Genomic DNA, 26,323 nt, shown 5'->3' with positions numbered 1-26,323 from the left:
GATTTTAGTGAGTTCGCCCATAAAATTTTACCGGCGGCCGCAATTGCCTCCGAGGTGATTCAAGATTTCTTCCTTCGCTTCGCTGGCTTGAAACCTGTCCAATCGGGATGAGGAGCGTATTTGCGCACTTGATCAGCGAGTTCCTTGCTGTGGTACATGTCCAGGCACTTGAGCAGCTTGAATTGGGCGCCTTCGGCACAAGGAAAAGCGCAACAAAAGAGCTGCGGATGCGCGTGCTGTTTTCATTGGCGTGCCCAGTAGTTCGCTTTGGTTGTTCGGTAAGCTGCATCAGCTTGGTTGAAGTAACTGTGAAAGGTCAACCGGATTCGGGTAGAGGCACCTTCCTCAAGTCAGCGCTGTATCGGTGACTGCCCGACGCCGGCCGCTGCGGCTGCGAGCATAGCAGTGTTGCCACAGTCCTGACCAGAGCGTCGGGTACCGCCGGATGCGCCGCCCGGGCGCGTCCGATCGGTCTTTTTGCATTTCGATTGTTTTAGCAACGCCAACAACGCAACACTGCGGTCCCGTCAACCCATCCGGACCGCCATGACCCTGTTCCCTCGTTCCCATGTCCCTCTGCTGCGCGCCGGCAGCGCCGCCATGCTGCTGGCGCTCGCCGCCTGCGGCGACAAGGACGGCGCGCCCGCCGACCCCGCCCCCAAATACGCCGCCGAAATCCGCCGCACCGCCTACGGCATCCCGCACATCAAGGCCGATGACGACGGCGGCCTCGGCTACGGCATCGGCTACGCCTACGCGCAAGACAATGTGTGCCTGCTGGCCGAGCGCATCGTCACCGCCAACGGCGAGCGCGCCAAGTACTTCGGCGCCGAGGCGCGCGGCGCGACCGCGGACACGGCGCCCAACCTGGCCTCCGACTTTTTCTATCGGCTGATCAACGAAGCGGAAGCGGTGGCCAACGCCTGGCAGCAGCAGCCGGCGCCGATGCGCGCGCTGGTCGAGGGCTACGTGGCCGGCTACAACCAGTACCTGGACGAGCGCGGCAAGGGCGGCTTGCCCGACGCCTGCAAGAACGCCCCCTGGGTGCGCAGCATGACGACCGACGACATGATGAAGATCGTGCGCCGCTACGCCGCCGAAGGCGCGGGCAGCCATTTCATTACCGAACTCGTGTCCGCCGTGCCGCCGGACGCGGCCGTGCCAGCGCCACCGTCACGCGCCGCCACCGCGCGCCGTGGCAGTCCTAGCGTGATCGATCCGCAATACTGGCAACAGCAGCATGCCCGCACCGGCAGCAACGGCGTGGCCTTGGGCAAGAATGCCACCGAGAACGGCCAGGGCTTGCTGCTGGCCAATCCCCACAACTGGTGGAACGGCGATCTGCGCTTTTACCAGCTGCACCTGACCATTCCCGGCAAGCTCGATGCGATGGGCGCCTCGCTCGGCGGCATGCCGATGGTCAGCATCGGCTTCAACAAGGATGTGGCGTGGACCCACACCAATAACACCTCCAGCCACTTCACCGTGCACCAGTTGCAGCTCGACCCGCGCGATCCGACCAGCTATGTGGTCGACGGCAAGTCCCAGCCCATGATTCGCAAGCGCATCGAGGTCGAGGTGCGCCAGCCGGACGGCAGCCTGGCCACGCGCAGCCACGATTTTTACCAGACCGATGTGGGCGTGGTGATGCGCGTGCCGGACCAGCTGGAGTGGAACCGCAAGGTCGCCTACACCCTGCTGGACGCCAACATGGGCAATCACCGCATGCTGGAACAATGGCGCGCCATGAACAGCGCGCGCAGCCTGGACGAGCTGCGCGACGGCATCGACCGCATCGTCGGCCTGCCGTGGGTCGGCACCATTGCCGCCGACAAGGAAGGCAAGACCATGTACCTGGACGTGACGGTGGTGCCGAACGTGCCGCTGTCCAAGGAAAAAGCCTGCGTGCCGGACGCCTTCCGCGAGCTGGCGGCCGGCGGCGTGCTGGTGCTGGATGCCTCGACCAGCGCCTGCCGCCCCGGCAACGATCCGGGCGCGCCGCAAAGCGGCATCTTCGCCGGCGCCAGCCTGCCGCGCCTGCAACGCGACGATTTCGTACAGAACTCGAACGACAGCGCCTGGCTGACCAATCCGGCCGCGCCGCTGACCGGCTTTCCGTCGATCGTCAGTCTCGACGCCCAGGAGCAAAGCGGGCGCACCCGCATCGGCATTGCCCAGTTACAGGCGCGCCTGGCCGGCACCGATGGCCTGCCCGGGCGGCGCATCTCGATGCCCCAGCTGCAAGGGATGTTGTTCAGCAACCGCGTCTACTACGCCGGCCAGATCATGGACGACGTGCTGCGCGCCTGCGACGGCGAACGCCAGGCGCGCGCCGCCAGCGGCGCCATGGTCGACCTGGCGCCGGCCTGCGCCAAACTGCGCGCCTGGGACCGCACGGCCAACCTGGAGAGCAATATCGGCTTCGGCTATTTCGCCAGCATGTGGGACCAGCTGTACGGCTCGCCCCTGTTCTGGGCCGTGCCCTTCAACGCGGCCGATCCGGTCGGCACGCCGCGCGGCCTGCGCGTGGACGATGCGGCCGGCGTAACCGCCCTGCGCACGGCCCTGGCCAGCGCCGTGCTCGAGATGGAAGCGAGCGGCTGGGGCCTGAACAGCCGCTGGGGCGAAATCCAGCACACCGAGCGCAACGGCAAGCGGATTCCCATCCATGGCGGACGCTATCAGTACGGCATCTATAACGTCATCGCCAGCGAACCGTCCAAAGGAGGCGGGCGCGAGGTGACCGAAGGCAGCAGCTATGTGCAGACAGTGATGTTCGACCGCAACGGCCCGCAGGCGCAAGCCATGCTCGCCTATTCGCAGTCGGTCGACCCGGCCTCGCCCCACTACGCCGACCAGAGCGAGCTGTATTCGCGCAAAGCCTGGCACACCCTGCCCTTTACCGACGCGCAGATCGCGGCTGATCCCAAGCTCAGCCGAATTGCCATCAGTCACAAGACGAAAGGCACCCAGTAACGCGCGCGCAACACACGCCGTGCTTATAAAAACTAAAACGTTTTTAAAAAGGCATTTTTGATGGGGCTGTGTTAAGTTATGGTTACTGTCCCCTGACTGGAACGATGATGAAAAATCTGATTCTGGCGTGTGTGTGCTTTCCCCTGCTGCTGGCCGCCTGCAACGGGCCGCTCGACGTCACCCTGGCCGACAGCGGCGACCCGGTCAAGGGCGAAGCGCTGAAAAAGGCGCTGACCCCGGAAGAGAGCGAACTGCTGGTGTCGTACGTGGCGCAGCACACGATGGCCCAGGACATCGACTACAAGATGACCGTCAAGCAAGCCATCGCGGCGCGGCGCAAGGAACTTGCCAGCAACCAGAAGTAAATATCGCTGGCGCTGCCGCTGTTCCGGCAAGGCAGCCATGCCCGGCATGATCGCCATGAAAAAAATCAAAAAAAACGGACGGGACCCGAAGGCGCCGTCCGTTGTTTGTTTGACCGCAGCTCGTTTAGCTGACGATGGTCTGGTGCTCGTCGCCCTCGCGCGCGCGGATCGTGCCGATGCGCGAGACCGTCTCGCCGGCCGCCTGCAACTGCGCAAACGCCGCATCGGCGTTTTCTTTCGACACGATGACAATCATGCCGATGCCGCAGTTGAACACGCGGTGCATTTCGGCGTCGGCCACGCCGCCGTGCTGTTGCAGCCACTGGAACAGCGGCGGCATGGTCCATGCTTTTGAGTCGAGCACCGCCGTCAGCCCCGGCTGCAGCACGCGCGGCACGTTTTCGACCAGCCCGCCGCCGGTGATGTGCACCATGCCTTTGACTTCCATCGATTCCATCAGCGCCAGCAAGGGCTTGACGTAAATACGGGTCGGTTCCATCAGCACGTCGGCCAGCGGACGGCCGTGGAAGTCGGCGTTCAGGTCCGGCTTGGCCACTTCGATGATCTTGCGCACCAGCGAGTATCCGTTCGAGTGCACGCCCGACGAGGCCAGGCCCAGCACCACGTCGCCCGGGCAGATCTTGGTGCCGTCGATGATTTTCGATTTTTCCACCGCGCCGACCGCGAAACCGGCCAGGTCGTACTCGCCGGCCGGGTACATGCTCGGCATTTCAGCGGTTTCGCCGCCGATCAGGGCGCAACCGGCCTGCTCGCAGCCCTGGGCGATGCCCTTGACCACGGCGGTGGCGGTCGGCACGTCCAGCTTGCCGCATGCGAAATAATCGAGGAAGAACAGCGGCTCGGCGCCCTGCACCAGGATGTCGTTCACGCTCATGGCGACCAGGTCGATGCCGACCGTGTCATGGCGGTTCAGTTCGAACGCGAGACGCAGCTTGGTGCCCACGCCGTCGGTGCCGGACACCAGCACCGGCTCCTTGAACTTCTTGCTGATCTCGAACAGCGCGCCGAAACCGCCGATGCCGCCCATGACGCCTTCGCGCATGGTTTTCTTGGCAAACGGCTTGATCGCTTCGACCAGGGCATCGCCCGCATCGATATCGACACCGGCGTCGCGGTAGGAGAGGGAAACATTAGAAAGTTGGCTCATGGTGTATTTGGCAGCGGAGGCGGTAAAATAGAAGGCGGCGAACCGATTCGAGCCGCGGACGGCCAAAACCGGTCAATCCGCTATTTTATCAAAATGCCCCGTCCACAGCCGATTTAACCCACATTACAACAATAAGATGCTCATTCTCTCCGCCAAAGCACCGCAGCACCGGGCCGGCCAGCCGCCACCCCCACGATCCGCGTGGCAGCTTCTATAATGATGCCTGATGTATACGACGGCGCAAGAATGAACTCATGAAACAGCTGGTACTCGATTTGGGCGCAGAGCAGGCGCACAGCCTCGATACCTTCGAGGTAGGGCAAAATGCCGAACTGGCGCACCTGATGCACCAGTTCGCGGAGCGTCGTTCGCGCGAACATTTCGCTTACCTGTGGGGCGAGACCGGCGCCGGCAAGACGCACCTGCTGCAAGCGCTGGCCGCCACGCCCGGCTCGCGCTACATCGCCTGCAACGCGCCGGAATCCGAATTCACCTACACCCAGGGCACCACCCTGTACCTGCTCGACGACTGCGAACAGCTCTCGCCGCAGGCCCAGATCGACGCCTTTGCGCTGTTCAACCAGATCCGCGAACACGGCGCCTACATGGTCAGCACCGGGCCGGTGCCGCCGGTGGTGCTGCCGGTACGCGAAGACCTGCGCACGCGCATGGGCTGGGGCCTGATCTACCAGATCCACGGCCTGGCCGATGAACAGAAGATCGCCGCCCTCACGCACGCCGCCGAAGCGCGCGGTTTGACCTTGTCGGCCAGCGTGTTACCCTATCTGCTGTCCCATTTCAAGCGCGACATGCGCTCCCTGTCGACGATGCTAGACGCACTCGATCAGTATTCCCTCGAAACCCAGCGACCGGTCACCCTGCCGTTGCTGCGCGATTTACTATTACAAGCGAACCCGCAAGCGGACACCAAAGAATGAAGAACCTGGCGCTGTTTGACCTGGACCACACCCTGCTGCCGATCGATTCGGACCACGAATGGGGCGAATTTTTAGTCCGCACCGGCGCTGTCGACCCGCTCGAATTCAAGCGCCGCAACGACGACTTTTTCGAGCAGTACAAGGCCGGCACGATCGACCCGGTCGAATACCTCGAATTCGCCCTCGGCACCCTGGCGCGCTTTCCGCGCAAGGAACTCGACGCCATGCACGCGCAGTTCATGGCCGAAGTGATCGAACCGGCCATCCTGCCGAGCGCGCGCGCCCTGCTGCGCCAGCACCAGGACGCTGGCGACCTGGTGGCCATCATCACCGCCACCAACCGCTTCGTGACCGCGCCGATCGCGAAGGCGCTGGGGGTGGAGCACCTGATCGCCGCCATCCCCGAAGAGGACGAACACGGCAACCTGACCGGCAAACTGCTTGGCGCGCCGACCCAGGGCATGGGCAAGGTCACCCACACCCACGCCTGGCTGGCGCAGATAGGCACCCCGCTCGGTGGCTTCGGGCGCAGCCACTTCTACAGCGATTCGCACAACGATCTCCCCCTTCTGTCCGTCGTTACCCACCCCGTCGCGACCAACCCGAACGCCGTGCTGGCGACCCACGCCACACGCCTTGGCTGGCCTTTACTCCATCTATTCAATGATTAAAAAATTCATCCGCAAAATCCTCGGCGTCAAAGAGAAGCAGCCAGTGCGCGACCTGACCGAACCCATTATCCTGGGACCGGCGGAGCACGGAATCGACCCCAAGCTGCTGTCGTCGAACGCGATCCGCGTGACCCAAACATTGCAGGAGGCGGGCTTCAAGGCGTTCGTGGTGGGCGGCGCCGTGCGCGACCTGCTGCTGTCGGTCAAACCGAAGGACTTCGACATCGCCACCGATGCTACGCCCGAACAGGTCAAGCGCCTGTTCCGGCGCGCCTTCATCATCGGCAAGCGCTTCCAGATCGTGCACGTGATGTTCGGTTCCGACCTGCTGGAAGTGACCACCTTCCGCGGCGCCGGCGAGGCCAGCGCGCCCAAGGATGAACACGGGCGGGTCCTGCGCGACAATAACTTCGGCCCCCAGCACGAAGACGCGATGCGGCGCGACTTCACCATCAACGCCATGTACTACGATCCGGCCACCCAGGTGGTGCTGGACTACCACGGCGGCATTGCCGACATCCGCGACAAGACCCTGCGCATCATCGGCCAGCCCGAAGCGCGCTACCGCGAAGACCCGGTGCGCCTGCTGCGCGTGGTGCGCTTCGCCGCGCGCCTCGGTTTCACGATCGAACCGCACACGCGCGAACCGATTCCGATCATGGCCCCCCTGATCAACAACGTGCCCGCCGCGCGCGTGTTCGACGAAATGCTCAAGCTGCTCATGAGCGGCCACGCGCTGGCCTGCCTGCAGCAGCTGCGCAAGGAAGGCCTGCATCACGGCCTGCTGCCGCTGCTCGACGTGGTGCTGGAACAGCCGATCGGCATGAAGTTCGTGACCCTGGCGCTGGAATCGACCGACAACCGCATCAAGGCCGGCAAGGGCGTTTCGCCGGGCTTCCTGTTTGCTTCGCTGCTGTGGCACCAGGTCGTCGAAAAATGGACCGCCTACCGCGCGGCGGGTGAGTCGCCGATTCCGGCGCTGCACCTGGCGGCCGACGACGTACTCGATTCGCAGACCGAAAAACTGGCCCTGCAGCGCAAGATCGGCTCGGACATGCGCGACATCTGGTCGATGCAGCCGCGCTTCGAGCGGCGCAACGGCAAGGCCCCGTACAAGCTGCTGGAACACCCGCGCTTCCGCGCCGGCTACGACTTCCTGCTGCTGCGCTGCGAGTCGGGCGAGATCGAAATGGAGATCGGCGAATGGTGGACCGCCTTCTACGAAGGCGACGCGGTCGAACGCGAAAACCTGCTCACCAGCGCTGTTGCCGCACCGGGCGGCGCCAAGCGCAAGCGCGCACCACGGCGCGCCCCGCGCAACCGCGCCAATGGCGAGGGCGGCGACAACGCCGCCAGCACCAGCACCACCGGCAGCACCAGCGGCGACGAATGATTGCCTACGTCGGCATCGGCGCCAACCTGGGGGACGCCCGCGCCAACGTGGCCGACGCGCTGGTGCGTCTGGGTGCGCTGGCCGGCAGCCGCCTGCTGGCGCAGTCGTCGGCCTGGCGCACCGCGCCCATCGATTCCTCGGGCGACGACTACATCAACGCGGTGGCCTGCATCGACACGCCCTTGAGTGCGCAAGAGCTGCTGGCCGCGCTGCACGCCATCGAACTGGCGCACGGGCGCGAACGGCCCTACCGCAACGCCCCGCGCACCCTGGACCTCGACATCCTGCTCTACAACAATGAACGGATCGACACCGCCACCTTGCAGGTGCCGCATCCGCGCATGATCGAGCGCGCCTTCGTGCTGGCGCCGCTGCTGGAAATTGCACCAACCATCGACGTGCCGGGGCATGGCCCGGCGCGCGACTATCTGGCCGCTCTCGCCGGCCAACCTATCGAACGACTGAACTGACATGCAGATTCCGATTTTTATCCAGACCGCCGGCCTGCTGGTGCTGTCAAACATTTTCATGACGATCGCCTGGTACGGCCACCTGAAGAACATGTCGAGCAAGGCGTGGTGGTATGCGGCCCTGGTCAGCTGGGCCATCGCCCTGTTCGAGTACCTGCTGCAAGTGCCGGCCAACCGCATCGGCCACACCCAATACAGCCTGGCGCAGCTCAAGATCCTGCAGGAAGCCATCACCCTTACGGTGTTCGTGCCGTTTGCGATGTTCTACATGGGCGAACCGTTCAAACTCGATTACGTGTGGGCCGGGCTGTGCCTGGTGGGCGCCGTCTACTTCATCTTCCGCAGCTAAAGCGCTTACCATTTGCAGCCCTTGTCGCTCAGGGTGCCCTTGAGGATGGGGATCAGGACGAACAGATTTCCCTTCGCATCGCCACTGTGCGCGGTGCGGCAGTCGGCACGGTGCGCCTTGGCGACCGCCTTCGCCAGCGCGGTATCGTCCGCGCCCCTGATGCGCAACTGTTCACGCTCACGGTCGATTCCTGTCAGCGGTTCGGCTCCGATCCGCCTGGCGTCGGACAAGGCCTTGCCCATGTCAAAACCCGGCGCTGGCGTGATGGGGCTATGCTCCGCAGGCTGGCTGGCGGCATCCGCTTGCGCTTCCACTGCCGGCGCAGGGCGTTCCTGGTGCCCGGCGGCGGTACCGGCCCGCTTGCCCCTGGCGGGCGTTTGCGGCCGCGCGCGCGCAGTGGACGGCGCGGCGGGCGCGCCTTTTTCGGCAACCGGAAACAGCACTTGAAGGTACGATACCGCCGGCCCGGACGGGGTGCGTTCGTTCCGGGTGGAGACGATCAGATACCACGCCACCAGCAGGTGCCCGCATGCCATCGCCAGCAACACCACGGCATGGCCGCGCCGCGTGCCTGCCCGTGAAAACCCATTTTGCATAAACTGCATGTTTTATCTTTAAACAAGATGTCCGGCCGGCGATTATCGCACCTTCCGGCGGGACAACTTTAAGTCCTTCCCGGGCACATTCCGGCCGATGGCATTACACTATGCGCCGTTGCGACCATTTTGATATCAAAGGACTATTATGAGCGGTTATCTGCAGGGTAAGGACATGACGGGCGGCGATACGCCGGCGCCGGTCAAGCCAGTCATGACGAAAGCGGTGACGATTCCTTCGCTGAACGCGATGCGCGCATCGGGCGCCAAGATCACGATGCTGACCTGCTACGACGCCAGCTTCGCGACCTTGATGGACCGCTGCGGCGTGGAAGTGCTGCTGATCGGCGATTCGCTGGGCATGGTCTGCAATGGACATCACTCGACCTTGCCGGTCACGGTGGCCGAGATTGTGTACCACACCGCCGCTGTCGCGCGTGGGAACAAGAGCGCGATGGTGATCGCCGATATGCCTTTCGGCAGCTACGGCACGCCGGAACAGGCCTTCAACAACGCGGTGCAGCTGATGCAGGCCGGCGCGCACATGATCAAGATCGAAGGCGGCGCATGGCTGGCCGAGACGGTCCGCTTCCTGACCGACCGCGCCATTCCGGTGTGCGCGCACCTGGGGCTCACGCCGCAGTCGGTACACCAGCTCGGTGGCTACAAGGTGCAGGGCAAGACCATCGAAAGCGCGGCGCAGCTCAAGGCCGACTCGCTGGCGCTGGAAGCGGCGGGAGCGGCAATGGTGCTGTACGAGGCGATTCCGAGCGCCCTGGGCAAGGAACTGACCGAGGCCTTGAAGATACCGACGATCGGCATCGGCGCGGGGCCGGACTGCTCGGGCCAGGTGCTGGTGATGCACGACATGCTGGGCGTTTTCCCGGGCCGCAAAGCGCGCTTCGTGAAGAACTTCATGGACGGGCAGACCAGCATCGACGCCGCCGTGAGCGCGTATGTGAACGCGGTCAAGGATGGCAGTTTTCCGGCGGTCGAGCACTGCTTCTGACCCGTCACCGTAGTCCGTAGCGCTTCATCTTGTTCAACAGCCCCACCCGCGAAATGCCCAGCTGTTTCGCGGCGTGGGTGTGGTTGTGCGCCGTCTCGTCGAGCGCGGCGACGATCAGGCGCTTTTCCAGCGCCGCCACCTGGGCATCGAGCAAGCCATCGCCTTCCAGCGCGGTTGGCGCGGCCGTCTCTCCGCACGCCAGCGCCAGGTCGTCGACCGTGATCGTGCCGGCACTCCCCGCCAGCGCCGCCGCCGTCGACACCGAATGCTGCAGCTCGCGCACATTGCCCGGCCAGTTGCGCGACACCACCCACTCCAGCGCGTCCGGCGCGAGCCGCTTGGGCGGCGCTAATCTCGCCGCCACCGCTTGCACGATCAGCGCCACATCCTCGGCCCGCTCGGCCAGCGCCGTGGTGCGGACCTGGATGCCCTTCAGGCGATAAAACAAATCGTCGCGAAACGATTTTTCTTCCACCATCGCCGCCAGGTCGCGGTTGGTGGCCGCCACCACGCGCACGTCGACCCGCGTTTCGCTGCGCGCTCCCACCGCGAAAAAACTCCCGGCCTGCAAAAAGCGCAGCAGCTTGACCTGCATCGACAGCGGCATGTCGCCGATCTCGTCGAGAAACAGGGTGCCGCCGTTGGCTGCGGCGATCAAACCGATGCGGTCGCGGTCCGCTCCCGTAAAACTGCCCTTGCAATGGCCGAACAATTCGCTCTCGAACAGCTCCGCCGGAATCGCCCCGCAATGCACCGCCACGAACGGCTTGGCGCTGCGCTTGCCGTTGGCGTGCAGCGCGCGCGCCACCAGCTCCTTGCCGGTGCCGCTCGGCCCCGTGATCATCACCGGCACCTCGGTCGGCCCGATGCGGCGGATCAGCGCGCGCAGGTCGCGCAGGTCGGCGCTGATACCGATCAGGCCCATGGTGGCGTCGTCGGGTGCGGCGCGGGCGCGCCAGTCGGCCAGCTCGCGCTCCAGGCGGCGCTTGGTCAGCGCGCGCTCGACCACCACGCGCAGCAGGTCCGGATCGAGCGGCTTGGGTAAAAAGTCCCAGGCGCCGGCGGCAATGGCGCGCAGGGCCAGCTCGCGGTCGGCGTGGCCGGTCATCACCACCACTGGCGCCGAGGCCAGGCCGGGCAGCAGCGCCAGCCCTTCGTCGGGACGGAACGACGGCGGCAGCGCCAGGTCGAGCAGCACCAGATCAAAAGTGTGCCCGGCCCACAAGGCCAGTACCTGTTCGGCTGACGCGGCCACCTTGACGTCGTAGCCAAGGCTCGCCAGCCAGTTGCCGCACAGGCGCTGGAAGGCGGGTTCGTCGTCGACGAGAAGAATGCGTTCTTGGGTCATGGCATGCCTGGTAAAAGAAGTTCGAAACAGCAGTTCCAGCCGGCCCGCTGGCCCAGCCTGACCGTGCCGCCGTGGGCCTCGACCAGGCGCCGCACGATGGCCAGGCCAAGGCCGGTGCCGCCGGGACGGCGCGTGGTGAAGGGCTGGAACAGGTCAGGCGCCAGGTCGGCCGGCACGCCCGGGCCGTTGTCGCACACGCGCAGCAGCACCCGGCCGTCAAGCTGCGCCTGCGCGTCGACCAGAATGCGCGGGTCTGCGCGGCCGCGCAGCATGGCCATGGCGTTGCCAATCAGGTTGCCGAGGATTTGTTCGCCGCGCATCGGGTCGATGTGCAAAAACAGGTCGGCGTCCACATCGAGTTCGATCCGCTGTGATGGATGGCCGGCCGCGACCCGCTGCACCAGTTCGGCCACCGCCACGCGCTGCGGGTTCAGGCGCACCTCGCCGGAATAACTGAGCAAGTCCTGGATCAGGTGGTCGGCGCGCTCGATCTGGGCGCGGATCTCGGCGCGCGTCTCGGGCGGCGACATAACCGCCGCCATGCTGATGATGTTAAGCGGGTTGCGCAATTCGTGCGCCACAGTCGCGGCCAGCCCGCCCAGTTCCAGCAGGTGCGCCTGCTGCATGCGCTCCTTTTCGTGCTCGGCGTAGCGCAGCAGCTGGTCCAGGCGCGCCGCAGCCGCCGCCAGCAAGGCGCCGAACACTTCGCCGACGCGGGTCACGCTCGGGGTCGCGCCCTCCCACTCCATTAAATCGGTGCGCCAGTGCGCCGCTTCGCCATCCTTCTCCGGACCGGGATGGCAGTGCAGGCCGGGCTTGCCGTCGCCGGCCGGCCTGGCGGCGCCCAGCACCACCCGCATCGGCTGGCGCAGGTGCGCGCCGAGGGTGGACGCGGCGATCCGCTCCAGGTCTTGCCAGCTGCTGGCGGCGTCCAGGCGCAGGCGCCAGTCGGCCAGCACGCCCGCTTCCAGATGCGCGCCGGGGAAGACCAGCCGTTCGATGGCGCGCCGCGACGGCCCTTCCAGCACCAGCATCACGCCCAGCATGGCGGTGCCGAGCAGCCAGAGCTGCCACAGGGGCACCGCGGCGAGTGACGCAAACCCGGTGCGCGCGGCCACGCTCAGGAGCAGGCTCGCCAGCGCCACCGTGATCGCCGTCAGTACCAGCCAGGCCAGCAGGCGGTTGGCCCACAGGTTCACCACCATCAGGTCGTAGCGCAGGATGCCGAACACCAGCAGCAGCGCGTAACCGGGCAGCAGGATCACGCTGTACGGGAAGATGTCGATCCCGAGCGAGGCGTTGAGGAACATCAGCGAGGCGCCCGAGCCCCATACGCCGGCGAACCAGATCGCCAGGATCTTGCCGCGCTGTTTGGGTGCGGCCTTGGGCCACGCCGCCAGCAGCAGCAGGTAGGCCCAGACGCTGATCGAGGTGACCACGACGCCGGGTATCGCTCCCCAGACCGGGAAAAAGTAGTAGCGCTCGAAGCCCAGCCAGGGCGCCAGCGTGCCCATGTCGAGCACCTGCACCAGCAGCAGGGTCGCGATGCCCAGCACGTAGATGCCCAGCAGCTGGCGCGGGCGCTCGCGCTGCAGGAAGCGGAACACGAAGTGCAGGAAAAACACCGCGTTGATCGGACCGCAGTTGACCAGGCGCTTGCCCAGCGCGGCCACGCTGTCGCCGCCCAGGTGCATGCCCAGCTGCCCGAGCGCCCAGCAGCCGATACCGACGCAAAACAGCGCCAGCGGCTTGATGCCGCTCTGGTGCGGCGCCTTGGCCCACAGCCACGCCGCCAGTCCCAGGCTGATGCAGACTTGGAACACCAGGGAAAAATAGTAAATGCGGTAGATGTCCATGCGGGCCGGGGTGTAAGGCAGCTTGATAGTTGCAACGGGCTAACTATATAGCAAGTTGACAGGCCATGCGTATTCATCTTTAATTTTCTGTTTAAAAACAGTAGCTTAGGATCGCTGGGCGGGTGGCATGCGGTTTGCGTATTGAAGAGTATGGCGGCGAAAGCCGCAAGGACTCAACAAAGGCGCTGACGCATCATGAAAACACTGCAATTACTCCACATCGGCGCGCTGGCGCCGCCAAAAGTCATCTGGATGCGGGTCAACCGCGTGCTGGCGTGGGCGCTGATCGTCTCGCCGCTGGCCCAGATCGCGCTCGGCACCGCGTTCATGCGCGGCCTGGCGCTCGACCTGGCGATCCTGCTGGCGCATGCGGCGCTGTCGCTGGCCTTGTTCGGCATGCCCAACAACGCGGCGCGCCGCTTCAGCGTGGCGCTGCATGTCTTCGGCCAGCAGCCGGAAGACATGAGCCCGCGCAACCAGTATCTGTTGAGCGGGCACCGGGTCGGACTGACGCTGCTGTTCGTGATGCTGATCGTGGCGGCGCGGCCGTTGACAGGCCTTCCCGGCTTTTTCGTTTTTGTGGGGCCGACCATTCTGCTGCTGATGGTCGCTTGCTGGCCGCTGGTGCGCATGCCGCTCACGCTGTTCCAGCACATCTATCCATCGATCGTCCAGGCGCTGCGGCGCTGGGGCATGCGCCGGCATGCGGACGATGTCGCCGCCGTGATCGTCGGATTGTTCGTCTTGCTGTCCTCGATTAACCTGATCAGGTAGTCGCCATCATGTTTGCCTTTACCGCAGTAAGCCGTACCTCCGCTTTCCCATCACTGACACGGCGCAACGCCGGCATGCCGCAACTGGGCACCTTCGACGGCGACCTGCTGACGGTCGCCGCCTGGCAGCGCATCGCGCTCGCCGCCCTGCCCTCGCTGACACTGGCCGCCTTCGGCGCGCTCTACGCGCACGGCGCGTACCTGGCGCTGCCGGTCGTGATGCTGATGCACTTCGTGGTGACGGTGGCCTACCTGCACGACGTGGCGCACGGCTCGGCGGGCCTGGACGCGCGCGTCACCCATGTGGTGCTGTTCATCGTCAGCGTACTGGTGCTGCAAAGCGGGCATTCGTTCCGCTACACCCACCTGCACCACCACGCGCACTGCCTGGAAGAAGACGACCTGGAAGGCGCACCGGCGCGCGCCAGCCTGCTCGGAGCCCTGCTGGCCGGCCCGCTGTATTTGCCGCGCCTGTGGCGCGAATCGCTGCGCAAGATCCGCCCGGCGCGCGAGCGCCGCTGGATGATCGCCGAACTGGCCACCTCGCTGGCGCTGGTGCTATTGGCCCTGTGGCTGACGCGCTGGACGACCGGGCCGCTGCTGTACTGCGCCATGGCCTGGATCGGCGGCTGGTTCTATCCGCTGGCGACGGCCTACCTGCCGCACTACAAACCGGGCAGCAAGCCGCTGGAACAGGCGCGCACCATGCGCGGCGCGATCGTGCCGGCGCTGTTCATGAACCTGACCTACCACCTTGAGCATCACTTGTATCCGCAAGTGCCGACCCTGAACCTGCGGCGCCTGGCGCGCCGGCTCGATCCGCATTTTGCGGCGCAGGGGCTGCGCCCAACCCGGGTGTATTGAGCATGTACCCGGCCCCCGACAAGTACGCCAGCATCGCCGCCACCGATGCGAATTCTTCGGCCGGCCCATGCGCGCGCAATGCCTCGACCGGCGCATAGCCCCACGCCACCGCGCCGAACGCCACGCCGGCTTTTGCGCATGCTTCGGCATCGGTGCCCTGGTCGCCCACGTACAGGGCGTCAGCCACCTCGATCCGGCTAAGCTTGACCACCTTGCGAATGCGCGAGGCCTTGCCGAACACCGACATGCCGCATTCGACGTGGGCAAACAGGCTGCTTAACTCCGGCCCCAGCACGCGCCGCACGTTGTGCTCCGAATTGGACGACACCACCGCCAGCATCACACCGGCGCCGGCCAGCGCGCGCAAGGCCTCGGCCACGCCGTCGAACAGGGCGATGCTGGCCGCGTTTTCGCTCATCTTCGCGATGAAACTCTTCGACACCACCGGCATTTTCCAGGCCGGCATGCCGATGTGGCGCATGATCTCGCGCGTGCCCATGCCGCGCAACTGCGCCACCTGGTCGCCCTCGATACGCCTGAGGCCATGCTGGTCCGCCAACCCGTTGTACACGCTCTGAAAGAACGGAAACGAGTCGGCCAGGGTGCCGTCGAAGTCGAAGATGGCCAGGCGGTACTTCAGGCGCGCGCTTGCGCTGCTCTCATCCAATCTGGATCCAGGTGGTTTTCAGCTCGGTGTACTTGTCGAAGGCGTGCAGCGATTTATCACGCCCGTTACCCGACTGCTTGACCCCGCCGAACGGCACCGTGATGTCGTCGCCGTCGTACTGGTTCACGTGCACAGTGCCGGCGCGCAGGGCGCGCGCAGTCTTGATCGCCTTGTTCAGGTTACCGGTCCATACCGCCGCCTGCAAACCGTACTGGGTCGAATTGGCCTGGCGTACCGCGTCGTCGATATCGGTAAAACTGAGCACCGACAGCACCGGCCCAAAAATCTCTTCGCGCGCGATGCTCATGGAACCGTCAACCTGGTCGAACAGGGTCGGCGCCACGTAAAAGCCGCCGGTATCAAGGCGCGCCGCTTCGCCGCCGGCCAGCAGTTTGGCGCCGGCCTCCTTGCCCTGTTCGATGTAGCCCATCACGGTCTTCATTTGCGCCGCGTCGACAATGGCGCCCATGATAGTGGTCTCGTCGAGCGGGTCGCCCGGCGCAAAACCGGGCACCAGCGCCAGCGCTTTTTCCAGAAAAGCCTCCTTGATCGACGCTTCCACGAACAGGCGCGATGGCGCGTTGCAGCTTTCGCCCTGGTTAAAATAGATCGAGCCGATCGCCGCGCTCACCGCCGCATCGAGGTCGGGACAGTCGGCGCAGACGATGTTGGCCGACTTGCCACCCAACTCGGTCCAGGCGCGCTTGAGGTTCGACTGCCCGGCCATCTGCAGGATCTGCTTGCCGACCCTGGTCGATCCGGTAAAACCGATACAGTCCACATCCATGTGCAGCGCCAGCGCCGCTCCGGCTTCATGGCCGTAGCCGGGAACGACGTTGAACACGCCCGCCGGCAATCCGGCTTGGAGCGCGATGTCGGCCAGCCGCAGGGCGGTGAGGGGCGACTTTTCGGACGGTTTGAGGATCACGCTGTTGCCGGCGGCGAGCGCCGGGGCGATCTTCCAGGCGGCCATGATCATCGGGTAGTTCCATGGCACGATGGCGGCCACCACGCCGACCGGCTCGCGCGTGATCAGCGCCAGGCTGGTGTCCCCGGTGGGGGCGATTTCGTCGTAGATCTTGTCGATCGCCTCGCCATACCAGCGGATGCAGTTGGCCGCGGCCGGCACATCCACGCTCTGGCTGTACTTGATTGGTTTACCCATGTCGAGCGTTTCCAGCAGCGCCAGTTCGCCGGCGTGGGCCAGGATCAGGTCCGCGAACTTGATCATGACGCGCTTCCTCGCGGCCGGGGCCTGGCCGGCCCAGCGCCGGTCCTCGAAGGCCGCGCGCGCCGCAACCACGGCCGCGTCGACATCAAGCCCGTCGCAGCGCGCCACCAGGCCAAGCTGGCGCCCGTCGACCGGCGAGAGATTATCGAACTGCTGCTCCGACCTGGCCCAGACCCGTTCACCGCCGATGAATGCGCGTCCGTCGATGTCCAGGGCTGCCGCCCGTGCGTGCCATTGCGTGTTTCCCATGCCGTGCTCCCTAAAAGCTCACTACTGTCGATACGCCGATAACCTGATTGTCGCGGCGGTACTGTCCGTCCAATGTCTTGAATGTCCTGGCGGTGGCGTAGTCGTAGCGGTACTCGCCCTTGACGCTCACGCCCGGAACAAGCAGGTACTGCGTGCCCACCGACAGCGTACCGCGATTGGCGCCGCGGGTGGGGTCGAGCACGAACCATTCTCCAGCGCGAAATAGCATGCCGGGACCGAAGCCGTTGCGCCCGTCCGGGCAGTTGGCCGCAAAACCGGCCAGGTCCCGGCAGCCGGGCGCCAGGGTCGCTCCGAACACGCCGCCGCCGCCCGTGCCGTTGAAAATGTAATCGAAGCGGGCGATGGCGTCGAGGCGCGGCATGATCTTGTACGACACCAGCGACGACAAGCCATACCAGCGCTGCTGCTGCGCGCCATACCGGTTGGCGGCGGTGGCCTGCTGGCGCCCATAGCTTAACTGACCCTGGATATTCCAGTCGCCACGCGTGTAAAAGCCGTCCACCTCCATCAGGTCCAGGCGCCCGATCGTGTCGTCGTCGTCGAAGCCGGCATGGGTGCCGGACATGCCGAAACCTGAAAATTCGCTGCGCGCGTAATCGACGCGGTAGAACACGCCGGGCGTGCGCTCGCCGCCATCGTTGACGCGGGCGCTGTTCATATTACCGAGCATGATCTTGCTGTCCCATTTGCCGCGCACCAGCTGCAGGCCGGCGCCCGTGTAGAAGTTAGCCGCCGAAAAATCGAACAGCAGGTTGTGGGTCAGCAGTTTGTTCTGGGTCGAGGGGATGTATTCGTAGCCGCTCCAGTCGGGAATCTGGCCGAGCAACAGGCGGGTCGACTGGTCGCCCAGCGGAATCGAGGCCGAGGCTTCGTGCACCAGGTTGCCGAAATTGTAGCCGGAAGCCGTGCCCTTGCTGGGCATGAGCGAGATTCTCACTTTGCTGCCGCCTTCGAGCTCCTTGTCGAGATTGAGCATGGCGCTGCCGAAGTAGGTGTTGTCGTAGCCGAAGCTCTCGCCGGAACCGTTGATCGAGCTGTTATTGTTCAGGAAGACGAAGCTGGAGGTGCCGGCGTTGCGGTTGCGGATGTAGGTCGGATCGATGTAGCCCGAGATCTTCAGGCCTTTCAGCCCGCTCGCTTCCATGGCGTCGTCGGCGGCGTCGCTTTTTACGCGCAGGCGCGCCACTTCGGCCGCGGTGTCCGGCTCGGGCGAAGTGGCCTTGGCCTTGGCCTCGGCCTTGGCCTGATCGGCCGTCTCGATCATGGCTTCGAGCTTCTGCACATGCGCCTTGAGGGCGCTGAGTTCGGCCTTGAGTTGTTCGGTGCTCTGGGCTTGCACGACGATGGGACAAGCTGCGGCGAATGCGATGACGGCGTTGCGGTAGACATGCATGATCTCTCCTCGGGCCAACGGTGAGGGTGGCGGGCATGCTTGCCCGCCACCGTGTACAGCGGCCGAAGAGCGTTACGACTTGACTGCGGCCGCCACCTGCTTCTGGCGCTGCCGCTCGGCGCGCGCCATCATGATGGCGGCGCCGATCACCCCGATCGACACCACCAGAATCGTCAACGCCGCCACCGCGTTCACGCGCGGGTCCAGCCCCAGGCGCGCGCGCGACATGATCACCAGCGGCATGGTCGTCGAGCCGGGACCGGACAGGAAGTTCGACAGCACCACATCGTCGAGCGAAAGCGTAAACGTGAGCAGCCAGGCCGAGGCCAGCGACTGCGTGATGTTCGGCAAGGTCACCAGGAAAAACACCTGGTACGGACGGCAGCCCAGGTCCATGGCCGCTTCTTCGAGCGAGCGGTTCATCTCGCGCAGGCGCGACTGCACCACCACGGCCGCATATGCCATCCCGAGCAGGGTGTGGCCGATCCAGATGGTAAACGCCCCGCGCTCGGGGAAGCCGAACATCTTCTGCACCGACACGAGCATGAGCAGCAGCGACAGGCCGATGATCACCTCGGGCATGACCAGCGGCGCGCTGACCATCCCGGAGAACAGCAGGCGGCCCGGAAAGCGCTTGTAGCGGTTCAGGGCGAAGGCGGCCATGGTCCCCAGCAGCACGGCGGCGGTGGCGCTGCCCAGGGCGATCTTGAGCGACAGCACGAAGCCGCTGACCAGTTCCGCATCCTTGAACAGTTCCGGGTACCACTGGGTCGAAAAGCCGCTCCATACCATGTCCTGGCGCGAGCTGTTAAACGAAAACACGACCAGCACCAGCAGCGGCAGGTACAGGAACAGGTAGCCCATCGAGAGCCAGCCGCGCCCGAACCAGCGGGCCAAAGTCATTTTGTTCATGCGCGTGCTCATTTGCGTCTTCATGCGCGGCCCTCCGCTTCCTGTTCATCCTTGTACTTGTTGAAGATGGCCATCGGCACCAGGATCAGCGCGATTGCCACCACCGCCAGCGCGGAAGCGCGCGGCCAGTCGGTGTTGACGAAAAATTCGTCCCACAGCAGGCGCCCGATCATCAGCGTTTCGGGGCCGCCGAGCAGTTCGGGAATGACGAATTCGCCCACCGCCGGAATGAACACCAGCATGGCGCCGGCGATGATGCCGGACTTCGAGAGCGGCACGGTGATGCGCCAGAACGCCTGCCAGGGCGTGGCGCCCAGGTCGGCCGCCGCTTCCAGGTAGCGCACGTCCATCTTGACCAGGTTGGCGTACAGCGGCAGGATCATGAACGGCAGGTAGGCATAGAACATCCCCAGCACCAGCGCGAACGAGGTATTCATCATTTTCAGCGGTTCGTCGATCGCGCCGAGCCACAGCAGCAGGTTGTTGAGCAGGCCCTGGTTGGCCAGGATGCCCTTCCAGGCGTAGATGCGCAGCAGGAAGGAGGTCCAGAACGGCAGCATCACCATCATCAGGAGCACCGTGCGCCAGGCCGGATTGGCGCGCGCCATGAAGTAGGCGAACGGGTAGCCGGTGACCAGGCACAAAACCATGGTCAGGGCGGCGTAGCCGAGCGAGCGCAAAAAGGTCCACAGGTAGGTGGAGTCCTCGGTCAGGGCGACGTAGTTGACCACCTTGGCCTTGATGGAGAGCACGCCGTCGCTGAAGGTGACCAGGGGGCCGAACGGGCTGCCGGTGTCGTCGAGTTCCGCAAAACTCATGCGCAGCACGATCAGGAACGGGATCAGGAAGGCGATGCCGAGCCAGACCAGCGGCACGCCGATGACGAAGCGGCGGCCGGCCGCAGATTGACGGAAAGGCTTGATCATGGCCGCCTCAATGGGTCAGGACCACGATGTCGCTGCCGTCCCACCACGCCACCACGTGCTGGCCGCGTTCCATGCGCGCCTCTTCATGGCGCGCGGCGTTGGTGCGCGCCACCTTGAGGATGCCGCCCTGCGCCATGCGCACCTGATAGTGCGTCTCGCTGCCGAAGTAGGACACGTTGACGATCTCGCCGGAGACGCAGTTGTAGCCGTCCTCAAAGGCCGAGGCGCGCTGCTCCACGCCGGGCAGCTCGCGCTGGAGGGCGATTTTTTCGGGCCGCACCGCCACCGTCACCGGCATGTTGTTGGTGCCGCTGATGCCGTGGCTGACGTAGTGGCGGCATTCGCCCGTTTCGACGATGACGTGGTCGGGCTGGTCGACCCGCACATGGCCGTTGAACATGTTGGCGGTGCCGATGAAGTCGGCCACGAAGCGGCAGTTCGGCGTTTCATAGATTTCGCCGGGCGCGCCCACCTGCAGGATGCGCCCTTCGCTCATGACGGCGATGCGGGTGGCCATGCTCATGGCTTCATCCTGATCGTGGGTGACCATCACGCAGGTCACGCCGACCTGCTCGATGATGTTCACCAGTTCCATCTGGGTCTGTTCGCGCAGTTTTTTGTCGAGCGCGCCGAGCGGCTCGTCGAGCAGCAGCAACTGCGGCCGCTTGGCCAGGCTGCGCGCCAGCGCCACGCGTTGCTGCTGCCCGCCCGAGAGCTGGTGCGGCTTGCGTTTGGCGTAGGCGCCCAGCTGCACCAGCGCCAGCATCTGGTCGACCCGTTCGGCGATCTGCGCCTTGGGCAGGCGGTCGCGGCGCAGGCCGAAGGCGACGTTGTCCCACACCGTCAGGTGCGGGAACAGCGCGTACGACTGGAACATCATGTTGACCGGGCGCTCGTAGGGCGGCACGCCGACCAGGTCCTGGCCGGCCAGTTCGATGACGCCGGCGCTCGGGGTCTCGAAGCCGGCCAGCATGCGCAGCAGGGTCGACTTGCCGCAGCCGGAGCTGCCCAGCAGCGCAAAGATCTCGCCCTTGTCGATGGCGAGCGAAATGTCATTGACGGCGCGCACGCCGTCGAATGCCTTGACGAGGTTGCGGATCAGGAGAAAGGGCTGCGAGCTTGCGGGTTGTGCAATCGTCATAGGGATGATGAAAGATAAGGCAAAGCCGCAATTTTATCGGACATACGCGGGTATGCAGGCAAAATGATTACATGCCGGTCTTAAAGCGGGTAAATACGCGCGTCATGGTGCGGCGCGCGTCGGCGCTCAGGGGTTCGGGCACCACCATGCGCTGCTTGTCGGCATCCGACAGGTAGACCGTGCGGTTGTTGGCGATCTCGGGCCGCACCATCGGCGTGGCGGCCTTGTTCGGATTGGCGTAGAAGACCTTGTTGGTCAGGGTCGCGTGCACTTCGGGGCGCAGGATATAGTTGATCCACAGGTGGGCATTGGCAGGATGCGGGGCGTCGGCCGGAATGGCCATGGTGTCGAACATCAAAGTGGCTGTCTTGGGCACCAGCGCCACGATGTTGTGGCCATTCTTGTTGTCGATGGCGCGCTGGCGCGCGATGTTGATGTCGCCCGACCAGCCGAGCGAGACGCACAGCGCGCCGTTGGCCAGGTCGTTGATGTAGCCGGAGGAGCTGAACAGGGTCACCGACGGCCGGATCGCCTGCAGCATGCGGCCGGCGTCCTGGTAATCGGCGCTGTTCTTCGAATAGGCCGGTTTGCCCATGTAGAGCAGCGCGGCGGGCAGCACTTCGGACGGCGAGTCCAGGAACGAAATGCCGCACGAGGTCAGCCTGCTGGCGTAGCGCGCATCGAACACCAGGTCCCACACATTGGCCGGCATGGGCAAGGAGCCGAGGGCCGCCTTGACCTTGTCGACGTTGATGCCGAGCGTGGTGTAGCCCCACAGCCAGACCACCAGGTGCTTGTTGTCCGGGTCGACCCGCTTCACCAGGTCCTGCAGGGTCGGGTCGAGATTGGACAGGTAAGGCAGGCTGGCCTTGTCGAGGGGGCGCAGCAGGCCGCCGTCGATCTGCAGGCGCGCCCAGTGCGCGGTGGGGACCACGATGTCGTAGCCGGTTTTGCCGGCGGTGAGCTTGGCGTGCAGGACTTCGTTGCTGTCGAAGACATCGTAGCGGACCTTGATGCCGGTTTCCTTTTCGAAGTTGCGGACCGTGTCTTCGGCGATGTAGTCGGACCAGTTGTAGATGTTGAGGACTTTCTCTTCCGGCGGCGCGGCCACCGCCACGCTGGCGGCGGCCGCGAGGCCGAGGATGAAGCTGAGTGCGATGCGGCGTATCGTCTTCATCCTGCCTCCGGTTCAACGTTGGTTCAAGCTACCCAGCCCCGCTTCTGCAAGTCGATCAGGGTGGCCTCGAGGCAGTACCTGATCTTGAAAATCATTTCGTCGATTTGCGCGCGCGTCATCACCAGCGGCGGCGCGATGATCATCCGGTCGCCCACGGCGCGCATGATGATCCCGTTGGCGAACATGTAGCCGCGGCAGATCATGCCCACGCCCTGGTCCGGATCGAAGTACTCGCAGTCGTGCACCGCTGCGGCCTTCTTGCGCACCAGGTTCAGCCCCGCCACGAAACCGCAGGTGTCGGCGTAACCCACCAGCGGGTGGTCCATCAGCGCTTCGAACTTCTCTTTCAGGTACGGGCCGGTGTCTTGCGCCACCTGCTGCACCAGGCGCTCGTCCATCAGGATGCGGATGTTCTCCAGCGCCGCCGCGCAGGCCACCGGGTGCCCCGAATACGTGAAACCATGATTGAAGTCGCCGCCTTCGTTGATCAACACGCTTGCAACCCGGTCACCGACCAGCACGCCACCAAGAGGAACATATCCCGAGGTCACACCCTTCGCGAATGTAATCAGATCAGGTTTGATCTGCATCAACTCGGAGCCAAACCATGTACCAAGACGGCCAAACCCGCAAATGACTTCATCGGCGATCAAGAGCACGCCGTACTTGTCGCAGATGCGTTGAATTTCGGGCCAGTAGGTGGCCGGGGGAATGATCACGCCGCCGGCGCCCTGCACCGGTTCGCCGATGAAGGCGGCCACCTTGTCGGCGCCGACTTCCAGGATTTTGGCTTCGAGCCAGCCGGCCGCCACGATGCCGAATTCCCCGGGCGTCATGCCGCTGCCGTTTTCCAGGTAGTTTGGCTGGCCGATATGCTCGATCCCCGGAATCATGCCGCCTTGCTCGTGCATGCCCGCCATGCCGCCCAGCGCCGCGCCGGCCACGGTGCTGCCGTGGTAGGCGTTGTAGCGACTGATGATGGTGTGGCGCTGCGGCTGGCCCTTGAGGTCCCAGTAGCGGCGCACCATGCGCAGGTTGGTGTCGTTCGCTTCCGAGCCGGAGCCGGTGAAGAACACGTGGTTGAACTGGGGCGGCGAAATCTCGACCAGCAGCGCGGCCAGGCGGGTGGCCGGCACGTTGGTGGTGTTGAAGAAGCTGTTATAGAAGGGCAGCGTCTGCATCTGGCGGTAGACCGCGTCCGAGATGCTGGTGCGCCCGTAGCCGACGTTCACGCACCACAGGCCGGACATGCCGTCGAGGATCTTGTTGCCTTCCGAATCCCACAGGTAAATGCCGTCGCCGCGCACCATCACGCGCGCGCCGCGTTCGCCCAGCGCCTTGTGGTCGGTGAAGGGATGCATGTAGTGCGCCGCGTCCTGGCGCTGGATTTCGGCAGTGTCGTAGACGTCGTGCGTGGCGGCCTTGACCGACGCGACCAGCTCGGCGCTGGGGACCATGGGGTTGGCTGTCATGATGGACCTCGTTTATCGTTATTGTTATGGTTATCGTTGCTGGTGCTGCGTGACGCTTACACGTGCAGTAGCAGGTGTTCGCGTTCCCACGGGCTGATGACGGTCATGAACTCCTGGTGTTCCAGGTCCTTGATGGCCGCATACACGTCGATGAAGCGCTCGCCCAGCACCGTGCGCAGCTTGTCCTCGGCGCGCAGCAGGTGCAGCGCTTCGGGCAGGCCTTGCGGCAGCTCGAACGGCATTTCATAGGCGCTGCCGTTCATCATCGGGGTCGGTTCGAGCTGCTCGGTCATGCCGAGGTAGCCGCAGGCAAGGGTCACGGCCAGCGCCAGGTAGGGATTGGCGTCGGCGCCGATGATGCGGTTTTCCACGCGCCGGTCCTGCACGCCCGATTCCGGTACGCGAAAGCCCACCGTGCGGTTGTCCAGGCCCCACTGGATGTTGATCGGGGCGGCGGTGTGGCGCACGATGCGGCGGTACGAATTGACGTACGGCGCGACGATCGCCATGGCCGACGGCATGTAGCGCTGCAGGCCGCCGATGTACTGCTTGAACAGGGGCGAGGCCGAGCCGTCTTCGCTGCTGAAGATATTCAGGCCGGTCTTGGTATCGACCACGCTCTGGTGCACGTGCATGGCCGAACCGGGTTCGCCGGCCATCGGCTTGGCCATGAAGGTGGCGTACATATCGTGCTTGAGCGCCGCTTCGCGCAGGGTGCGCTTGAAGAAGAACACCTTGTCGGCGAGACCGAGCGGATCGCCATGCAGGAAGTTGATTTCCATCTGGCCGGCGCCGATCTCGTGGATCAGGGTGTCGACGTCGAGGTTCATCAGTTCGCAGTAGTCGTAAATGTCTTCGAACAGCGGATCGAATTCGTTGACGGCGTCGATGCTGTAGACCTGGCGGCTGGTTTCGGCGCGGCCGCTGCGGCCGATCGGCGGTTTGAGCGGCAGGTCGGGGTCGATGTTCTTGGCGGTCAGGTAGAACTCGAGTTCGGGCGCGACCACCGGCTTCCAGCCCTTGTCGGCGTACAGCTTGAGGACGCGGCGCAGCACCGTGCGCGGCGCGAAGTCGACCAGTTTGCCGTCGGCGAAATAGCAGTCGTGGATCACCTGCGCGGTCGGGTCGACCGCCCACGGCACCATGGTGATGGTGGTCGGATCGGCCTTCAGGATCATGTCGCGGTCGGTGGCCGAGATGGCGCGGTCGTAGGCTTCGTCGTCGATCGGGTAATTGCCGGTCACGGTCATGCCCAGTACCGCCTCGGGAATGCGCATGCCGCGCTCCTGCGTGAATTTACCGCGCGGGAGGATCTTGCCGCGCGCGACCCCGGTCAAGTCGGGAATCAGGCATTCGATTTCGGTGACCCGTTTCTCGTTGAGCCACAGGTCCATGTCGGTGTAGGTGAAGTTTTCGCGAATTGCCATGATGTTCTCTCTGTAGTTGGCGCTCTAATTTTGCTCATACGCGCGCAGGCACATGCCGCGCGCGTGCTGTGGAATCGACGATAGCAAGCGGCGCTACGGCACGCAGCAGAGGGCCCACTTTTCGTAGCGGCTGGCGCTGCGGATGTTCATGCGCGCCCCGCCTGGAAAGCGCGGCAAGCCAGACCGAAGGCGCCGAACATGGCCATCGAGGCCGGGTTTTCCAGGATCAGCCACTCGGGATGCCACTGCACGGCCAGGGTAAAGCCGGGCGCGGACGGCACCGAAAACGCTTCCACCAGGCCGTCGTGCGAGACCGCTTCGATGGCGATGCCGGGCGCGAGCCGGTCGATGCCCTGCCCGTGCAGCGAATTGACGGCGATACGCGTCGCGCCACCGAGCATGCGCTGGAAGGCGCCGCCGGGGGTAACGATCACGTCGTGGGCCGGGCGGTACTGGTCGTCGATGGAAGCGTGCGGGTCTTCGCGGTGGTCCATCTTGCCTTCGACTTCCTGCACCGCCTGGTGCAGGCTGCCGCCGAGGGCCACGTTCATCTCCTGGAAACCGCGGCACACCGCGATGATCGGGATGCCGCGCTCCAGCGCGGCGCGGATCAGCGGCAAGGTGGTGGCGTCGCGCGCCGGGTCCTGCGGCAGGCTCGGGTCGTACACATCCTGGTTGTAATGGCTCGGATGGACGTTCGAGGCCGAGCCGGTCAGCATGATGCCGTCGCACACGGACAGGGAAGCCTCCAGGTCGAGCGCGGCGCCGAGCGCGGGCAGGACCATGGGAGCGCAGTCGGCGCCGAGGACGACGGCGTCGACATATTTAAGCTGCGCGGCGTGATACGGATGAGGTCCGATCTGGCGCGTGCAGGCGGGAACGAGGACGATAGGGCGGCGCATGATTGTCGGTATAGGAACGAATGACGCAC

The 26,323-nt window shown here is 64.9% G+C and carries 23 protein-coding genes and 1 pseudogene; 10 read left to right on the top strand and 14 right to left on the bottom strand.

Translation table 11 applies throughout. From position 1 onward, the window contains the following. Nucleotides 1-546: 546 nt before the first annotated feature. Nucleotides 547-2,976 (top strand): acylase, encoded by a 2,430-nt coding sequence (locus tag F1609_RS31665; RefSeq protein ID WP_167081517.1) that lies wholly within the window; start codon nucleotides 547-549, stop codon nucleotides 2,974-2,976. A gap of 107 nt (nucleotides 2,977-3,083) precedes the next feature. Beyond that, nucleotides 3,084-3,341, top strand: a complete 258-nt coding sequence (locus tag F1609_RS31660; protein WP_167081515.1) for a hypothetical protein — start codon at nucleotides 3,084-3,086, stop codon at nucleotides 3,339-3,341. A 124-nt stretch (nucleotides 3,342-3,465) separates the two neighbouring features. Here F1609_RS31660 and purM read toward each other — a convergent pair whose 3' ends face one another. Next, on the bottom strand, nucleotides 3,466-4,509 hold the full coding sequence (gene purM, locus F1609_RS31655) for a phosphoribosylformylglycinamidine cyclo-ligase (protein WP_167081513.1): 1,044 nt from the start codon (nucleotides 4,507-4,509) through the stop codon (nucleotides 3,466-3,468). A gap of 254 nt (nucleotides 4,510-4,763) precedes the next feature. Here purM and hda point away from each other — a divergent pair, with 254 nt between their 5' ends. Genes hda through F1609_RS31630 form a run of 5 tightly spaced genes read left to right on the top strand, consistent with a single transcriptional unit; the run spans nucleotide 4,764 to nucleotide 8,330 of the window. Beyond that, nucleotides 4,764-5,447: a DnaA regulatory inactivator Hda gene (gene hda / locus F1609_RS31650; protein WP_167081511.1), complete on the top strand. Its 684-nt coding sequence runs from the start codon at nucleotides 4,764-4,766 to the stop codon at nucleotides 5,445-5,447. Then, nucleotides 5,444-6,118 (top strand): histidinol-phosphatase, encoded by a 675-nt coding sequence (locus F1609_RS31645; RefSeq protein ID WP_167081509.1) that lies wholly within the window; start codon nucleotides 5,444-5,446, stop codon nucleotides 6,116-6,118. The genes hda and F1609_RS31645 overlap by 4 nt, the downstream gene beginning before the upstream one ends. Then, nucleotides 6,111-7,511, top strand: coding sequence for a polynucleotide adenylyltransferase PcnB (gene pcnB, locus F1609_RS31640; RefSeq protein ID WP_167081507.1), 1,401 nt, complete (start codon nucleotides 6,111-6,113; stop codon nucleotides 7,509-7,511). The genes F1609_RS31645 and pcnB overlap by 8 nt, the downstream gene beginning before the upstream one ends. Continuing rightward, nucleotides 7,508-7,981 (top strand): 2-amino-4-hydroxy-6-hydroxymethyldihydropteridine diphosphokinase, encoded by a 474-nt coding sequence (gene folK / locus F1609_RS31635; protein WP_167081505.1) that lies wholly within the window; start codon nucleotides 7,508-7,510, stop codon nucleotides 7,979-7,981. The genes pcnB and folK overlap by 4 nt, the downstream gene beginning before the upstream one ends. Nucleotide 7,982: 1 nt before the next feature. Continuing rightward, on the top strand, nucleotides 7,983-8,330 hold the full coding sequence (locus F1609_RS31630; RefSeq protein ID WP_167081503.1) for a DMT family protein: 348 nt from the start codon (nucleotides 7,983-7,985) through the stop codon (nucleotides 8,328-8,330). Between the two features lie 5 nt (nucleotides 8,331-8,335). Here F1609_RS31630 and F1609_RS31625 read toward each other — a convergent pair whose 3' ends face one another. Continuing rightward, nucleotides 8,336-8,935 (bottom strand): hypothetical protein, encoded by a 600-nt coding sequence (locus F1609_RS31625; protein ID WP_167081501.1) that lies wholly within the window; start codon nucleotides 8,933-8,935, stop codon nucleotides 8,336-8,338. Between the two features lie 139 nt (nucleotides 8,936-9,074). On the opposite strand from F1609_RS31625, the gene panB reads away from it, so the two are divergent. After that, nucleotides 9,075-9,935, top strand: a complete 861-nt coding sequence (gene panB, locus F1609_RS31620) for a 3-methyl-2-oxobutanoate hydroxymethyltransferase (RefSeq protein WP_167081499.1) — start codon at nucleotides 9,075-9,077, stop codon at nucleotides 9,933-9,935. A gap of 4 nt (nucleotides 9,936-9,939) precedes the next feature. On the opposite strand, the gene F1609_RS31615 is transcribed toward panB, so the two are convergent. Beyond that, nucleotides 9,940-11,283, bottom strand: coding sequence for a sigma-54-dependent transcriptional regulator (locus tag F1609_RS31615; protein WP_167081497.1), 1,344 nt, complete (start codon nucleotides 11,281-11,283; stop codon nucleotides 9,940-9,942). Beyond that, nucleotides 11,280-13,139 carry a sensor histidine kinase gene (locus F1609_RS34950; protein WP_167081495.1) on the bottom strand — a complete coding sequence of 620 codons (1,860 nt, stop codon included), beginning with the start codon at nucleotides 13,137-13,139 and terminating at the stop codon, nucleotides 11,280-11,282. The genes F1609_RS31615 and F1609_RS34950 overlap by 4 nt, the downstream gene beginning before the upstream one ends. A 195-nt stretch (nucleotides 13,140-13,334) precedes the next feature. Here F1609_RS34950 and F1609_RS31605 point away from each other — a divergent pair, with 195 nt between their 5' ends. Continuing rightward, on the top strand, nucleotides 13,335-13,913 hold the full coding sequence (locus F1609_RS31605) for a hypothetical protein (protein WP_167081493.1): 579 nt from the start codon (nucleotides 13,335-13,337) through the stop codon (nucleotides 13,911-13,913). An 8-nt stretch (nucleotides 13,914-13,921) separates the two neighbouring features. Continuing rightward, a complete protein-coding gene (locus tag F1609_RS34945; RefSeq protein ID WP_229422169.1) occupies nucleotides 13,922-14,776 on the top strand; it encodes a fatty acid desaturase in 855 nt (284 codons plus the stop codon). 118 nt (nucleotides 14,777-14,894) lie between these two features. Here the strand turns inward: F1609_RS34945 and F1609_RS34940 are convergent. From F1609_RS34940 to F1609_RS31555, 10 genes and pseudogenes are all read right to left on the bottom strand, one after another. Continuing rightward, nucleotides 14,895-15,443 (bottom strand): annotated as a pseudogene (locus F1609_RS34940) (HAD hydrolase-like protein); the annotation flags it as partial. Next, the gene (locus F1609_RS31595; RefSeq protein WP_167081491.1) at nucleotides 15,436-16,923 is read right to left on the bottom strand and encodes an aldehyde dehydrogenase; all 1,488 of its coding nucleotides are present in this window, start codon (nucleotides 16,921-16,923) and stop codon (nucleotides 15,436-15,438) included. The gene F1609_RS31595 and the pseudogene F1609_RS34940, both read right to left, overlap by 8 nt. 10 nt (nucleotides 16,924-16,933) lie before the next feature. Continuing rightward, the gene (locus F1609_RS31590) at nucleotides 16,934-18,337 is read right to left on the bottom strand and encodes a DUF3138 family protein (protein ID WP_167081489.1); all 1,404 of its coding nucleotides are present in this window, start codon (nucleotides 18,335-18,337) and stop codon (nucleotides 16,934-16,936) included. Nucleotides 18,338-18,409: 72 nt separating this feature from the next. Beyond that, a complete protein-coding gene (locus tag F1609_RS31585) occupies nucleotides 18,410-19,249 on the bottom strand; it encodes an ABC transporter permease subunit (RefSeq protein ID WP_167081487.1) in 840 nt (279 codons plus the stop codon). Nucleotides 19,250-19,269: 20 nt separating this feature from the next. Then, a complete protein-coding gene (locus F1609_RS31580; protein ID WP_167081485.1) occupies nucleotides 19,270-20,175 on the bottom strand; it encodes an ABC transporter permease in 906 nt (301 codons plus the stop codon). A gap of 7 nt (nucleotides 20,176-20,182) precedes the next feature. Then, on the bottom strand, nucleotides 20,183-21,316 hold the full coding sequence (locus F1609_RS31575; protein WP_167081483.1) for an ABC transporter ATP-binding protein: 1,134 nt from the start codon (nucleotides 21,314-21,316) through the stop codon (nucleotides 20,183-20,185). 67 nt (nucleotides 21,317-21,383) lie between these two features. Beyond that, nucleotides 21,384-22,493, bottom strand: coding sequence for a polyamine ABC transporter substrate-binding protein (locus F1609_RS31570; RefSeq protein ID WP_167081481.1), 1,110 nt, complete (start codon nucleotides 22,491-22,493; stop codon nucleotides 21,384-21,386). Between the two features lie 23 nt (nucleotides 22,494-22,516). Next, complete coding sequence (locus F1609_RS31565) at nucleotides 22,517-23,950, bottom strand: aspartate aminotransferase family protein (protein ID WP_267876827.1); 1,434 nt, start codon at nucleotides 23,948-23,950, stop codon at nucleotides 22,517-22,519. Between the two features lie 71 nt (nucleotides 23,951-24,021). Then, nucleotides 24,022-25,392: a glutamine synthetase family protein gene (locus F1609_RS31560; protein WP_167081477.1), complete on the bottom strand. Its 1,371-nt coding sequence runs from the start codon at nucleotides 25,390-25,392 to the stop codon at nucleotides 24,022-24,024. 146 nt (nucleotides 25,393-25,538) lie between these two features. Next, a complete protein-coding gene (locus F1609_RS31555) occupies nucleotides 25,539-26,294 on the bottom strand; it encodes a gamma-glutamyl-gamma-aminobutyrate hydrolase family protein (protein WP_167081475.1) in 756 nt (251 codons plus the stop codon). Nucleotides 26,295-26,323: the final 29 nt, after the last annotated feature.

This window comes from Massilia aquatica (assembly GCF_011682045.1).
GTDB classification, from domain to species: Bacteria; Pseudomonadota; Gammaproteobacteria; order Burkholderiales; family Burkholderiaceae_D; genus Telluria_A; species Telluria_A aquatica.
This window is presented reverse-complemented; position numbering and strand designations above follow the sequence as displayed.